This is a genomic window from Nitrospirota bacterium, assembly GCA_023229435.1.
Classification (GTDB): domain Bacteria; phylum Nitrospirota; class UBA9217; order UBA9217; family UBA9217; genus JALNZF01.
In genome coordinates, this window is the sequence record JALNZF010000007.1 from 140,470 (window position 1) to 154,144 (window position 13,675).

Here is a 13,675-nt window from a genome sequence, read left to right on the forward strand (position 1 = left end):
TTCATATTGAGTGTCAAATTCCTGCAAACCCCATGCGGTCATTGAAAAGTGAGAACATCTACTGGAATAAAATACAAATTCGTCATTGCTGCAACAGAGGACTTCATTATCATCTAACAAGGAGGAGCATATGCAGAAGCGCATCCGCAACAGCAAAATATCATGGTTTCTTGTTGTACTCAGCATTCTATTCCTGGTTTCGGGCGTTTACCTGACCGGTAATACCGCCCACGCCGGGGGGAAAACCATTTCCCCGGACAGTAAAAAGCTGCTCGGGAATTTAAGCAATGCACTGGCCGAGGTGGCCGAGGCAGTACGGCCCGCCGTGGTGAATATTTCGACAACGACCACGATCCCGGCGCAAGAGAACCCCTTCGGCGATATGTTCAACGATCCTTTTTTCAGGCGCTTCTTCGGCGACCAGTTCAACCATCCGGGGCAGAACCGGAAACAGAAGTCCTCGGCCCTGGGCTCGGGTGTGATCGTGTCCGACACAGGGTATATCCTTACGAACAGCCATGTAGTCAAGGGGGCCGAAGAGATCAAGGTGGTTCTGTATGACAAACGGGAATTCAAAGGCACGATCGTGGGCGTTGATTCCAAAACAGACCTCGCCGTCGTGAAGATCGATGCCGGGGAACTACCGACGATACCCGTAGGGTCATCATCTACGCTGAAGACCGGTGACGTGGTGATCGCCATTGGCAATCCCTTTGGCCTGAACCAGACGATCACCATGGGGATCGTGAGCGCCGTGGGAAGATCGCATATCGGTCTCGCTGATTTTGAGGACTTCATCCAGACCGACGCGGCCATCAACCCGGGCAATTCGGGCGGCGCGCTGGTCAACACCAACGGTGAACTGATCGGCATCAATACCGCCATCTTCTCGACCAGCGGCGGATATATGGGGATCGGCTTTGCGATACCCTCCGACATGGCAACAAGCGTTATGGACAATATCATCAAGCACGGGAAAGTGATCCGCGGCTGGCTGGGTGTCAGCATCCAGGATCTTTCACCGGAGCTCGCGAAATCCTTCAAGATCACGGAACAGTCAGGCGCCCTGGTCTCGGGCGTCATGGAAGACAGCCCTGCGGCCAAGGCCGGTCTGAAGCGGGGCGACCTCATCATCGAACTGGACGGGAAAGCGGTTACCGACGCCACCAGCCTCAGGAACCGGGTGTCCGCCTTATCGCCAGAAACAAAGATCGAGATGAAGATAATACGGGATGGCAATCAACAGTCCCTCCTGGCAACGCTCAGTGAATTAAAAGAAAAAGCGGACATAAAAAAGAGCGAATACAACAACGTATTGAAGGGCATCACGGTCCAGGACCTCACCACAAGCCTGCGCGACAAGCTTGACATCCCCGAGAGTATGAGCGGAGTTGTCGTGACTGATGTCTCTCCAGACGGCCCCAGCCGTGCTTTTTTGCAGACCAATGACGTGATCCAGGAAGTGAACCGTCAGAACATCAAGAGCACGCAGGATTATGAACAGGCCGTCTCCAAGATTGGAGAAAAGGATGGCGTGCTCCTGCTCATCTATCGGCAAGGAGGTTCGATCTACCTTACGATCAGACCATAGTCAAGGAGGAGTCTGCTTCCTGAAAGGACTACCATGAAAGAATACGACGTCATCATCATCGGCTCCGGAGCGGGCGCAAACCTTGTCAACGACGCGCTGAAGCATAACAAGACCGTGGCCCTCGTGGACAAGGGGCCTGTGGGCGGCACCTGCCTGAACGTCGGCTGCATTCCCACAAAGATGATCGTCTTTCCGGCTGACAGGATCATGGAGATCCGCGAGGCACAAAAATTCGGCATCACGGCAGAGATCAAGGCGATCGATTTCGCATCCATCATGGAGCGGATGCGAAAGACCGTGAAAAAGAGTCACGACACTATCCAAAAAACGTTGGACGAAACCGAAGATTTCGATTTCTACGGGAGCGAGGCGCAGTTTACGGGGGAATATACACTCGATGCGGCGGGCCGGACGATCAAAGGTAAAACGATCTTCATCGTATCCGGCGCCCGGCCGCTCATTCCTCCCATCAAAGGCATCGAGAGCATCGAGTACCTCACGAACGAGAGTGCGCTCCGGCTCACGGAACGTCCGGAAAGCATGATCATCATCGGCGGCGGATACATCGCCGCTGAGTTCGCCCATTTCTTCGAGGCCATGGGCACGAAGGTCACCATCATACAGAGGAACAAGCGTCTCGTGCCCGCAGAGGAAACTGAGATCTCGGAACTGCTGAAGACATCCCTGTCCCGCCGCATGACTATTCATACCAATACCGAAGTCATTGAGGTCCGCCAAACCGGAAAGGTCACTACGGTCACGGCAAAAGAGCAGAACAGCGGAAAACAGCTGGAGGTCATCGCTCAATCTGTTCTGATCGCCGCAGGAAGGAGATCAAATGCCGATCTTCTGATGGTAAAGAATACCGGCGTGAAGACGGACGAAAAGGATTACATCGTCGTGGATGAGTTCTTTGAGACGTCGAAGAAAGGTATCTGGGCGTTCGGCGATGCCATCGGTAAGAAAATGTTCCGGCATACGGCAAATCATGAGGCCGAACTTGTCTGGCACAATGCCGTTCACGGAAAGAAATCACGCATGAACTTCCTGACCGTGCCGCATGCCGTTTTCTCATACCCGGAGATAGCTGCAGTGGGGTTGACCGAGGAGGAGGCTGTCAAGCTCATGGGCAAAGATGAGGTTCTTGTGGGCAAGGCCATGTACACGGACGTGGCACGCGGCGATGCCATGATCGAGACCGAGGGCTTTGCCAAGGCCGTGGTGCAGCGGAAGACGGGAAAGATCCTGGGATACCACATCATCGGCCCGCAGGCGTCCATCCTGATCCAGGAGGTCGTGAATGCCATGGCAGGTGACGGCAACCTTTGGTCCGTTGCCAAGGGCATGCATATTCATCCGGCGCTGTCGGAGGTCGTGTTGAAGGCATTCGGGAAGCTGGACGAGGCAACAGAGAAAGGGTGAAGCAAAACAAGGCGAGCATGCATGATGAAATTTGTGGTGGATCAGAATGACGCGAACTCAAGGAGAGAGAATTGACCCTACCGATTCCCTGATACCTGCGGACAGATCGCAATAGTGCTCTCGATCTGCTAAGCGTAATTGTTTCAATTTGCAGTTTTTACAAGTCACCTCGGACCAGGAAGACACGACAGCTGTATTTGACGTGATTTCCCGCCCACATGCCGCAAACCATCCATGCGGAAATTGCTTTTTCATGTGAGTGATTTTGATAATTTCATTCATATTCAAGATTGTCCAACGATGTTGACCGCCACTCTCTTTTTTAAAGAACATTGTTGAATCAGAGAGTTTACATCCGACCGGATGTATTGTTTAACAATCCTCAACACGACCCGCCATTTATTTCATAGCCATTCTTTTTGAAGGCGGTTCTGATGTCCTTCCTCTGTTCAGGCGTCATGGATATGAAAAGCTTTTTGACCTTTTCATAGGACCGTTCGGCTGAACAGTTGGATTGATAGAAAGCTTCTTTCATTTCCTTGCTGAAATGTGTGTCTTCAAGCACTTTGACCAGGTCACCCGACGTACATAACATCTCATACGCGGCCTTGGTCCCAGGTCGACGACCCCTCCTTTCGTCGTCGGCTTTGCCGATCAGGGGCACGGAACTGCAGGCGCTGGTAATCATGGCCATTCCGGTAATACATATGATAAACCAGGTTTTCATTTTTCCCCCTTTCTTATTTTTCTGCACGAGCGGAGCAGAGGCGTCTCCTTTCAAGCCAGATAAAATCGAAAATGTTCGAGTTTGATCCTCGGATGAGCGGCGGTCCCCCTCGAACAGAATGGCGGGGGGCTGCATTCTGAATTAATTATTTTTCTTCCGTTGATGTACGGCTAATTGGAGGGTATCAGAAATAACAGGAATTTACTTGAACGAACCTGCTGTTTTTGACACAATCGGTAAGTTGGTGGCCGAACATGCTTCTGTAGGTGCGACAGAGATGCGCGGAATCAGCAAACCCGGCGCTATGCGCAGCCTCGGTAAAAGACATCTTGCCCTGCGCAATGAATCGCTCTGCCGCCAAAACCCGCAGCCACAGATTATAACGCCGGATTGGAATGCCGATTTGCTTGGTGAACAGATGCATTAACCGGCTTTCGGAAAGGCAGGCTCGCCGGGCAAGTTCCGCGACGGTCACTTTCTCGCAAAGAAGTTTTTCCTGCAGCAGGTCCATGACGGCTTGTATCCGAGGGTCAACCGCATCCTCTGGATGCTCGGCAAATCCACCAAGTACCGATACGATTTTTCTGTAGACCTCGTGGGCTTGTGTGCATGACCCGAGAAAATTAACCCGGGCGCCGATACATCCCCGTAACCTCCTGAGGAGAACGCCGGTGAGTATTTTAATATTCTTTTTTCCGAGATGCTGTCGTGCAATCGTTCTGGCAACCGCGCTTTGATGGTCGATCAGCAGGTGGACCTGACTGTCACTGGAACTGAGAAGTGAGTGGGGATAGTCGGACCCGATAACGACCCCGTCGCATTCAATCGAGGATCCATCAATCCGCAATTCAAAAAACTGCCCCGTCCGGTTAAAGATTACTTGCAGGGCATGGTGCCTGTGTCTGGTATTGCAGTCGAGCCGGCCCAGATACAAAAGATGACCGCCCCAAAGATACGTGCAGTATATAGGCATGACTTTTTTCATATGGTTGAGAGATCAGTTGCACTTGCTTGTGCGAAATTATATCTCAGCACACTCGCCTGCAAATAGGTATAGCATTGTTCTCCCCATTAGTCAATACGAGGAGACCCCGATGTCATGATAAAAATGTCCAAGGAGAGAGTGGTCTTTCCCCTGCCACCTGCCTCCTGACTACTTTTCCTTCATCACATGGACTGCCATCGTATGCACATCTTCTGCCGCTTCCATCAAGGCCTCTGCCAGTGTGGGATGTGCATGGATCATGTCCCCGAGCTGTCTTGCCGTAGCGCCCATCTTTATGGCCAGCGCACCCTCGTGGATCAGGTCTGTGGCATGGGCGCCGCAGATGTGAACGCCGATAACCTTGTCCGTGTCTTCATCAGCGATGATCTTTGCCATTCCCGTGATCTCGCCCATGGCGTGCGCCTTGCCGAGCCCCCGGAACGGAAACCTGCCCACACGGTATTTGATGCCCTTCTCGATGGCCTGCTTTTCCCTGAGGCCGACGCTGCCGATCTCGGGCATAGTGAAGATGCCGGCCGGGACCACGTTATAATCCATACGGGAATCCCCACCGAGCGCGTTATCCACTGCCACGAGACCCTGGTGCGACGCGACATGTGCCAGCATCATGTTCCCCGTCACGTCGCCGATGGCGTAGATGCCCGGCACGTTGGTCTCCATCTTATCATTTACCGTGATCTCGCCGCGTTTGCCGATGACCACTCCGACAGTATCAAGCCCGAGGTTTTCCGAGTTCATGCTCCGGCCGATGGAAACGAGTATCCGTTCGGCCCTGGCCTCTGTCCCGTTCGACAGCTTCGCTACCATCATTCCATCCGGGCCCTTGTCCACCTTTTCTACTTTCACGTTCGTCACGAGCTTGATCTTTGCCTTTTTCAGCTCCCGTTCGAGGATCCCGGACATCTCCTCGTCCTCGGTCGAGATCGCGTGCGCCATCATCTCGACCATGGTCACTTCCGCGCCAAAGACATTGTAGATAAATGCGAACTCGCAACCGATCACTCCCGCGCCGATGATGAGAAGGCTTTTGGGTATATCCTTGAGCTGGATCGCTTCATCGCTCGTGATCACACTCTCTCCGTCGAAGGGGAACCCGGGCAGCTTCGCGGGCCGCGAGCCTGTGGCAATAATGACCTTGTCGAACCTCACGTCCACTACCGTGCCGTCCTTCCGGACCACCCGCACCATACCGGGCGAGAGTATTGAACCGCGGCCCTCGATGAGGTTCACGCCCCAGCTCTTGAACAGGCTCCGGATGCCCTTGACCTGGGTGGATACGACCTTGTCCTTGCGCTCGCGGATCTTTGTCAGGTTATAGCTTACCTCTCCCGACACCTGAATGCCGAAATCAGCGGCGTGACGGGTACGCACCAGCGCCTCGGCTGACGCGATAAGGGTCTTCGTGGGTATGCACCCCCAGTTCAGGCAGGTGCCGCCCACTTCAGCCCCTTCGACGACCGTCACCTCAGCGCCCTTCTGGGCCGCTCGGATCGCGGCCACATAACCGCCGGGTCCCGCGCCGATGATCGTGAGTTTTATTGTCATGATATGCTCCTGACTTGTTCGGTCATCCCCGAACGCCTCCATCGGGGATATGGTTTTACTGATTGAAAAAAACCGGATTCCCCCCGGCTTAAAAATATACCGGGGCAGGCTTATAAAACTTCGGGAATGACGTTCTTTGGGACCCCTGCGTATGCGCTCACGATTGTACCTCTGTGTCCTCTGTGCTTAATCTTTTTGTTTTCATGTTTTGCAGAGTAAAAAAAGGGAGAGTAAATACTCTCCCTTTCGGTCAATGTGTATTAAGTTAATGCCGCATTCCTTTTTCCCTACTTCGCCTCTTCTTCCTTCAGGAACTTCTCGTACTCCGACTTGGTCATCAGGTCGTTCAACTCCGAGGGATCGCTCATCTCGAGCACGACGAGCCAACCGTTGCCGTAGGGATCTTCATTGATGATCTCCGGCGAGTCGGCAAGGTCCTCGTTCACCTCCGCGACCGTGCCCGATACCGGGCTGACCACGGGTGAGGTGGCCTTGGTGGACTCGACCTCGGACAGTTCCGAGTCTGCATCGATCTCGGTTTCAACCTCGGGCAGATCGATATACACGATATCGCCCATCTGCTGTTGAGCGTAGTCGGTGATACCGATAGTAGCACGCTTGCCTTCTGCTCGCACCCAGGCATGTTCCCTATGGTATTTGATATCCTCAGGATTCATGTATACCTCCAAAAAATGATCGTGTCGAAATTGAGCAGAATGACGAATGAGTCTGTTTTTAACCTAAGCGCGGAATTTTGTCAAGCAGAAAAAGGAAGTGTCTCCGGTCTGTTTTTCTGCGCGAAAAAAAAGGGAATGCACGTTACGCATCCCCTTTTCCAGTATGGGTTGAGGTCCTGTTAAACCGTGACCGGCTCTTGTGCCTGCGCGGGCTTCTTCACCGCACCCGAGGAAGGCGCTTCAATCATCGTAATGGCCTTCTTGGGGCAACGGGACTCGCACATCCGGCAACCGATGCATTTCTCCTGATTGACGACATGCACCGAACGGATGTCTCCGGAGATGGCGCTGACCGGGCAGACCTTTTCACACACATCGATGCCCGCGCACTTTGATGGATCGATGAATGCCTTGGGGCGTACCGGAATGTAATCGCGGATCGCGTTCGTCGGACATTTCCTGATACAGAGGCCGCAGACGACGCATTTGCCATGGTCGATCCGCGCCACGTTGTTGTCGATCTTGATGGCGTCAACCGGGCAGGTCCTGACGCAGATCCCGCAGGCAATGCACCCGACCTGGCACTTCTTCTTGGTGTCCGCGCCCTTGTCCCTGCTGTGACAGCTGATCACCACCGCTTTGGACTCCACCGCAAGTTCGATCACCTGTTTCGGACAGGCGGCAACGCACTTGCCGCAGGCGGTGCACTTCTCCTTGCTGATGATCGGCAGGTTGTCGGCGCTCATCGTGATGGCCTCGAAGGGGCAGGCGCGCATGCAGGTGGCATATCCCAGGCATCCGTACTCGCAGGATTTGTCGCCGCCTGCCGCGAGCACCGCCGCCGTGCAGTCCATTACGCCGGTGTAGATGAATTTCCGCTGGCTCAGGGAATTGCCGCCCTGGCAGAAGACCCGTGCGATCTTGGGGTCAACCTTTTCAGCCTTCTTACCGGTGATCTCCGCGATCTTTTCGGCAACCGCCGATTTACCGGGGGCGCACATGTTCACGGCAACATCGGGGTTCCCCACCACGGCCTCGGCATATCCCATGCAGCCGGCGAATCCGCAGGCGCCGCAGTTGGCGCCCGGCAGAACATCGCGCACCTTCTCCACCTTGGGATCGGTTTTCACGACAAATCGAGCGGCAACGATCGCCAGCGCAATGCCAAAGACGACGCCGAGCGCGGCAAGGACCACGAGTCCGTACACCACATTATCCCACGGCACTTTTTCGAGTGTCTCCACAGACCCGCCCACACCAATCTGGGGGAGCAGATTGTTGAAGAAAACCCCTACGATATGGGTGAGGACTTGCGTAAAAATATGCGTCAGTTGTTCATACATGGTTTTTTACCTTCTTCATTCATGGTTAAAGCGTGATCATGCCCGAGAAACCTAAAAAAGCGAGGGCGATGAGCCCGGTGAGAACGAACGAAATAGGCAGTCCCTGAAAGGATCTGGGCACGTCTGCAAGCTCAAGCTTTTCCCGGATGCTCGCCATGATGATGAGCGCGAGGCTGAATCCGAGACCCGAACCCAGGGCAAGGGACATGCTCTCGAACAGACCGTAATGTTCCTCCGCGTTGATAAGCGGCACGGCCAGAATGATGCAGTTCGTCACGATCAGCGCGAGGTAAATTCCCAGCTTATAGTACAGCGCCGGAGTGACTTTCTTCATGATCGTGTCCGCGGCCTGGACGAACGCGGCAACCACGCCGATGAAAATAACGATCTTCAGGAATCCCAGGTGAAAGGGGATCATGACATACTCGTAGATCACCCAGTTCAGGGCCGCCCCGATCAGCATCACGGCGGTAAAGGTGAAGCTCATGCCCACGGCGGTCTCCATCTTCTTGGTCACGCCGAAGAAGATGCAGAGGCCGAGGTAACGGGAGAAGACAAAATTATTGATGAGCGCTGATGCGATGAATATGGTTACTACGTGTTCCCAATTTATATGCATGATCCCCTCCGGGTGGAACGACTTCAGATTTTGGATTGCGTATTTGGAATTTTAATTCCGCATTCCGCACTCCGCATCCCGCAATTCTTAATGGTGCGCCCCGCCTCCACCGCCGCTGCCGCCGAAGAATTTCCGGTCTATCCAGTTCAACCAGCCCATCATGAGACCCATGGCAAAAAACCCTCCGGTGGGAAGTATCATGATCAGAAGCGGCTTGATTGCTTTCCCGTCGGAGACCAATATCTGATATCCCCAGAGCGATCCTTTGCCCAGAAATTCCCGGAAAATTCCGAGGAGCACGAGGGCAAGGAGAAATCCCATGCCCATCGCAGCGCCGTCGACGATCGAGGGGAGCAGTTTGTTCTTGCTCGCGAACATCTCCGCCCGCGAAAGCACAATGGCAAATGCGACGATAAGCATGATATACAGTCCCATCTGCTTATAGACGTCCCGCGCATACGCGGCCATGACAAGGTCGGTCACCGTGACCCAGGTGGCGATAATGAACATGTACGAAGGAATACGGACCTTCGGGTTAATAAATTTTCGGAGAAGGGAAACGGTGGCATTGACCATGGTCATCACGAAGAGCACGGCCACTCCCATAAGAAATCCGTTCTTCACGCCGCTCGTAACAGCTACGGCTGGACAGAGGGAGAGTGCCAGTCTGAAAACAGGGTTTTCACCGAAGATGCCATTTTTGATGATGGTCCCGTAATTGACGTTGCTCATGGTGCCACCCCCTGCGCCGCGGACTTAATCCCTGAACCATACGTATCGACAAGTGTCTGCACTGCGTCCTTCACGCCATTGGTTACTGCACGGCTCGAGATCGTTGCTCCTGAAATTGCCTGAATGTTCTCCTTGGTTTCCGTTTTCAGGAGAATGAGCTGCGAAAGTGCTTTGCCCTTGAACTGGTCGAGAAAAAGCGTCCGGTCCTCTACCTGATCGCCCAAACCGGGCGTCTCGCCATGGTGCAGTATCTTGACCTCCCTGATTTTCAGATCGGGGTCCAACGACACGAGCATGGCGATAAAGCTTGAATATCCCTTGCCTGCCGTGCTGGATATATAGGCCACCGGCTTCCCCTGAGAGGTCGCCCGATAATATTCGTAGGGTTTGCCATGACTGCTGCTCCAGGTCCCCGCGGGAATGATCGGGTCTGTCGCATCAGGAGCCATTTGCTTCAGCGCTTCTTCCTTTTCCTTCTTTTCAGCGATAAAACGCACCGGCGAAGTGTATTTATACGTAACGCCCATGATGATACCCGCTGCAATAAAGATTGCGACAAGGCTGAGGGTTATCTTGATCATCTCCTTCATTTCTTCACCCCCGCGGCCTTTACCTTGCCGAAAACGCGACTCCGCATGCCCCGGTCAAGAAGCGGTGCAAAGCAGTTCATAAGCAGGATCGCGAACATCACGCCTTCGGGATACCCGCCCTTGAGCCGAATGAGCACCGTAAGAACACCGCACGCGACGCCGAACACGACCTGGGCGCTGCGGACCGAGGGACCGGTCACATAGTCTGTGGCCATGAAGAATGCGCCGAGAATAAGGCCACCGGACATCATATGGAAGATCGCATCTCCGGACATCAGGCCCTCTTTCCCCCCGAACAACCAGGAAAGAACCCCGACGGTCGCAACGAATGATATCGGGACATGCCAGGTGATATATCTCTTCATCAAGAGGAAGCCAGCACCGAGCAAGAGCGCGATCACCGAGGTCTCTCCGAGGGATCCGGCCCTGTTCCCGATAAAGAGGTCCTGATACAGTGCCATCTTGGTGTGATAGATCTCGAGAAGCTTCGAAATCCCTTCTTCTTTTAAGATGACCAGCGGGGTTGCCATGGTCTTCGCGTCCATATGCATAACGCTGGTTGGCACAAACGTCGTCATCAGTTTGGGAAAACTGATGAGAACAAAAGCCCGTCCGATGAGCGCCGGGTTGAATATATTGTACCCGAGCCCCCCAAACAGATGCTTCGTGATAACAATGGCGACGAACGATCCGACCGCGGGAATATACAGCGGCGCATTCGCCGGCAAATTCATGGCAAGAAGCAGACCGGTCAGGAAAGCGCTCCCATCGGACAGGGTGGCCGGTTTTTTCAACATCTTCTGCGTGACTGCTTCCGAGATCAGCGCCGAAAGGAGAGAGACAAGGATCACCATGACGGCCGGCATGCCGAAGAAGTACACCGACATCAGCGTAGCAGGCAGGAGCGCGCCGCTCACGGTCCACATGATCTTGGCAGTGTTCTCCTCGTCATGCATGTGAGGACCGATCGAGACGATCAGTTTTTGAGGTTCTTTCGGTTGTTCCTTGATTTGTTCCTTAGCGGGTGCTTCCATTATCTATACCTCATTCGGCCGGGATATTGTCCTGTTTACTCCAAACTGGTTCGACTCATGCTCACCATCATGAGCGACAGTCGAATGATCTGAACTCTGAACTAATTCTTTTTCTTCGCCAGTTCCTTTTTCGCCTTCTTCACCCACTGCACCATGGGCCGGTTGGCCGGACAGACAAACGTGCAGGAACCGCACTCAAAGCAGTCCATCAGGTTGTAATCTTTTGCCTCTTCGTAATGGCCCTTCTCAATATAGAGCCCGAGCAGAGACGGCTGCAGTTTCATGGGGCAGGCATCAATACACCGGCCGCAGCGAATACAGGGCCCGAAGGATTTTATACCCACCTCGGCTTTCGGGAGGACCGTAATCCCGGACGTGCCTTTGATCACGGGAACATCAAGCGTGTATTGGCTCATCCCCATCATGGGGCCGCCGGAGATCACCTTGGCCGCCTCGTCAGTAAGGCCGCCCGCTTCTTCGATAAGCTGGGAGAACTGCGTGCCGATCCGGACGAGGAAGTTTTTCGGGTCCTTGACCCCCCTGCCGGTCACGGTGACATAGCGCTCGATGAGCGGCTTGCCGTAGCGCACTGCATTGAAGATGGCCTCGGCCGTGCCCACGTTCTGCACCACCACACCAACGTCCATGGGCAGGCTGCCCGCGGGAACGGTCCTGCCCGCAATCGCTTTGATGAGCATCTTCTCAGCGCCCTGCGGGTACTTCACCTTGACAGGCCAAACCTTGATCTCTGGTGATCCCGCAGCAACCCTGGTCATGGTCTCGATAGCATCCGGCTTGTTTGCCTCGATTCCGATATATCCCTTGCTGACGTTCAGTATCCGCATAAGGATCTTGAGACCCTCAATGATCTCGTTCGGTCTTTCGAGCATGAGCCGGTGGTCGGAGGTCAGAAAGGGTTCGCACTCAGCGCCGTTCAGGATCACCACGTCGATCGGTTTCTCTTTGGGAGGAGAAAGCTTCACGTGTGTCGGGAACGTGGCCCCGCCCATGCCGACAATGCCGGCATCCAGCACAAGTTTTTTGAGTTCATCGGGGCTTAATACGTTGTAGTCAGGCGTTTCCTTGAGACCGGCCACCCACTCATCCTTGCCGTCACTCTCGATAATGATCGACGGCATGTCCGATCCAAGGATGTGCGGAAAATTGCCGATGGCCGTTACCTTGCCGGAGATCGATGCATGGACGGGTGCCGAGACAAAACCGGTGGTTTCACCGATCTTTTCTCCTTTTTTTACTTCCTGTCCAATAACGACGAGGGGCTTTGTGGGGGCGCCGATATGCTGGCTCAAGGGAATGATCGCGCGTTTGGGAATGGCTGCGGCAATGGTCGGTTTGTGTGCAGTCAGGTACTTATTATCAGCAGGATGCACACCTCCGCTGAATGTATCGCGCGCGTGTACTGTCGTAGCTTCCATTCTGTCTCACCTGCCATTATGTTATAACATTGAGATTACAGCTTGTGAAATTACCGCTTGAGAACTTCTACGAAAAGTAATGCGGTTATATCAAAATGAGGTTGAAGTGTCAAGCGAATTTTGTCAAAAGGTCCGGCGCAAAGCCATGAGTATTTTTTATCACAGCATCAGCAATATTCATCCTGGTTGCGTAACCATCCTCATATCATCGACACAATACAAAATTCAGCTGCAGAGATAGAGACGGCAGTTTCAAAAGTTTCATGATAACGGGAAAGGTTGAATCGCAGGGTCCTGCAACAAAACAGTAACTGGTTCCTGCTTGTCCAAGTCATGGTTTATGAAACATTCATGAGCCATTCGCTCAGGACAGATAAAACACTCTCACCTCGTACCTCTCTTTGAGCGGAGAGGGAATAGGTTCGCTCATTCCCACAAAGAGAGGGTTTGGGTAAACGGAGGTATGTTCGAGCAAAAGACGCCTTTACGCTACCTGAACCACTTCCTTTAGCTCGGGGAACTGCTCCTTGAGGTGCTTCTCCACGCCCATCTTGAGGGTCATTGTGGACATCGGACAGGATCCGCAGGCACCCTTGAGCCGAACTTTTACCGTACCATTCTCTTCAACGCTCACGAGTTCGATATCACCTCCGTCGCGCTGGAGCGCCGGCCGCACTTGTTTGAGGGCTTCTTCAACTTTTTCTTTGTTCATGATTTGTTCTCCTTATTGTTAATTCTCAGTTTTTTCTATCTGTTTGATAGTATACACCATTTGGCTCCTGTTGAATAGCATTATCGTAAATACGCTGATCCTCAAACGAACAAAACGATTCTGTCAAAAGTTCTATGAAACAGCGGGTGGACCCATGAAATGGTCGAGCAAAAACGGTTTGGCGACAGTAGCCGATGGCAAACGATCAGATATAAAGTCGCACAAGAATAAGCAACAGGCA

At 53.4% G+C, this 13,675-nt stretch carries 13 protein-coding genes; 2 read left to right on the plus strand and 11 right to left on the minus strand.

Features of this window, described 5'->3' with window-relative positions; translation table 11 throughout:
* Positions 1-130 precede the first annotated feature (130 nt).
* Both M0R70_07635 and M0R70_07640 read left to right on the plus strand, forming a co-directional pair.
* Complete coding sequence (locus M0R70_07635; protein ID MCK9419233.1) at positions 131-1,591, plus strand: DegQ family serine endoprotease; 1,461 nt, start codon at positions 131-133, stop codon at positions 1,589-1,591.
* A gap of 33 nt (positions 1,592-1,624) precedes the next feature.
* Positions 1,625-3,013, plus strand: coding sequence for a dihydrolipoyl dehydrogenase (locus M0R70_07640; GenBank protein ID MCK9419234.1), 1,389 nt, complete (start codon positions 1,625-1,627; stop codon positions 3,011-3,013).
* 382 nt (positions 3,014-3,395) lie between these two features.
* Here M0R70_07640 and M0R70_07645 read toward each other — a convergent pair whose 3' ends face one another.
* From M0R70_07645 to M0R70_07695, 11 genes are all read right to left on the minus strand, one after another.
* Complete coding sequence (locus M0R70_07645) at positions 3,396-3,740, minus strand: hypothetical protein (GenBank protein MCK9419235.1); 345 nt, start codon at positions 3,738-3,740, stop codon at positions 3,396-3,398.
* A 184-nt stretch (positions 3,741-3,924) separates the two neighbouring features.
* The gene (locus M0R70_07650; protein MCK9419236.1) at positions 3,925-4,713 is read right to left on the minus strand and encodes an AraC family transcriptional regulator; all 789 of its coding nucleotides are present in this window, start codon (positions 4,711-4,713) and stop codon (positions 3,925-3,927) included.
* Positions 4,714-4,893: 180 nt separating this feature from the next.
* The gene (lpdA, locus tag M0R70_07655) at positions 4,894-6,291 is read right to left on the minus strand and encodes a dihydrolipoyl dehydrogenase (GenBank protein MCK9419237.1); all 1,398 of its coding nucleotides are present in this window, start codon (positions 6,289-6,291) and stop codon (positions 4,894-4,896) included.
* 287 nt (positions 6,292-6,578) lie between these two features.
* Positions 6,579-6,968: a glycine cleavage system protein GcvH gene (gene gcvH / locus M0R70_07660; GenBank protein MCK9419238.1), complete on the minus strand. Its 390-nt coding sequence runs from the start codon at positions 6,966-6,968 to the stop codon at positions 6,579-6,581.
* Between the two features lie 179 nt (positions 6,969-7,147).
* Positions 7,148-8,311 (minus strand): Fe-S cluster domain-containing protein, encoded by a 1,164-nt coding sequence (locus M0R70_07665; GenBank protein MCK9419239.1) that lies wholly within the window; start codon positions 8,309-8,311, stop codon positions 7,148-7,150.
* Between the two features lie 25 nt (positions 8,312-8,336).
* Positions 8,337-8,930, minus strand: coding sequence for an electron transport complex subunit RsxA (locus M0R70_07670; protein MCK9419240.1), 594 nt, complete (start codon positions 8,928-8,930; stop codon positions 8,337-8,339).
* A gap of 87 nt (positions 8,931-9,017) precedes the next feature.
* Entirely contained in the window at positions 9,018-9,662 is a 645-nt protein-coding gene (rsxE, locus tag M0R70_07675; GenBank protein MCK9419241.1) for an electron transport complex subunit RsxE, read from the minus strand.
* On the minus strand, positions 9,659-10,252 hold the full coding sequence (locus M0R70_07680) for an RnfABCDGE type electron transport complex subunit G (protein MCK9419242.1): 594 nt from the start codon (positions 10,250-10,252) through the stop codon (positions 9,659-9,661). The genes rsxE and M0R70_07680 overlap by 4 nt, the downstream gene beginning before the upstream one ends.
* Positions 10,249-11,286, minus strand: a complete 1,038-nt coding sequence (locus M0R70_07685) for an RnfABCDGE type electron transport complex subunit D (protein ID MCK9419243.1) — start codon at positions 11,284-11,286, stop codon at positions 10,249-10,251. Before M0R70_07685 ends, M0R70_07680 begins: the two co-directional genes overlap by 4 nt.
* 101 nt (positions 11,287-11,387) lie before the next feature.
* Positions 11,388-12,722: an electron transport complex subunit RsxC gene (gene rsxC / locus M0R70_07690; protein ID MCK9419244.1), complete on the minus strand. Its 1,335-nt coding sequence runs from the start codon at positions 12,720-12,722 to the stop codon at positions 11,388-11,390.
* A 484-nt stretch (positions 12,723-13,206) separates the two neighbouring features.
* Complete coding sequence (locus M0R70_07695; protein MCK9419245.1) at positions 13,207-13,434, minus strand: NifU family protein; 228 nt, start codon at positions 13,432-13,434, stop codon at positions 13,207-13,209.
* Positions 13,435-13,675 lie beyond the last annotated feature (241 nt).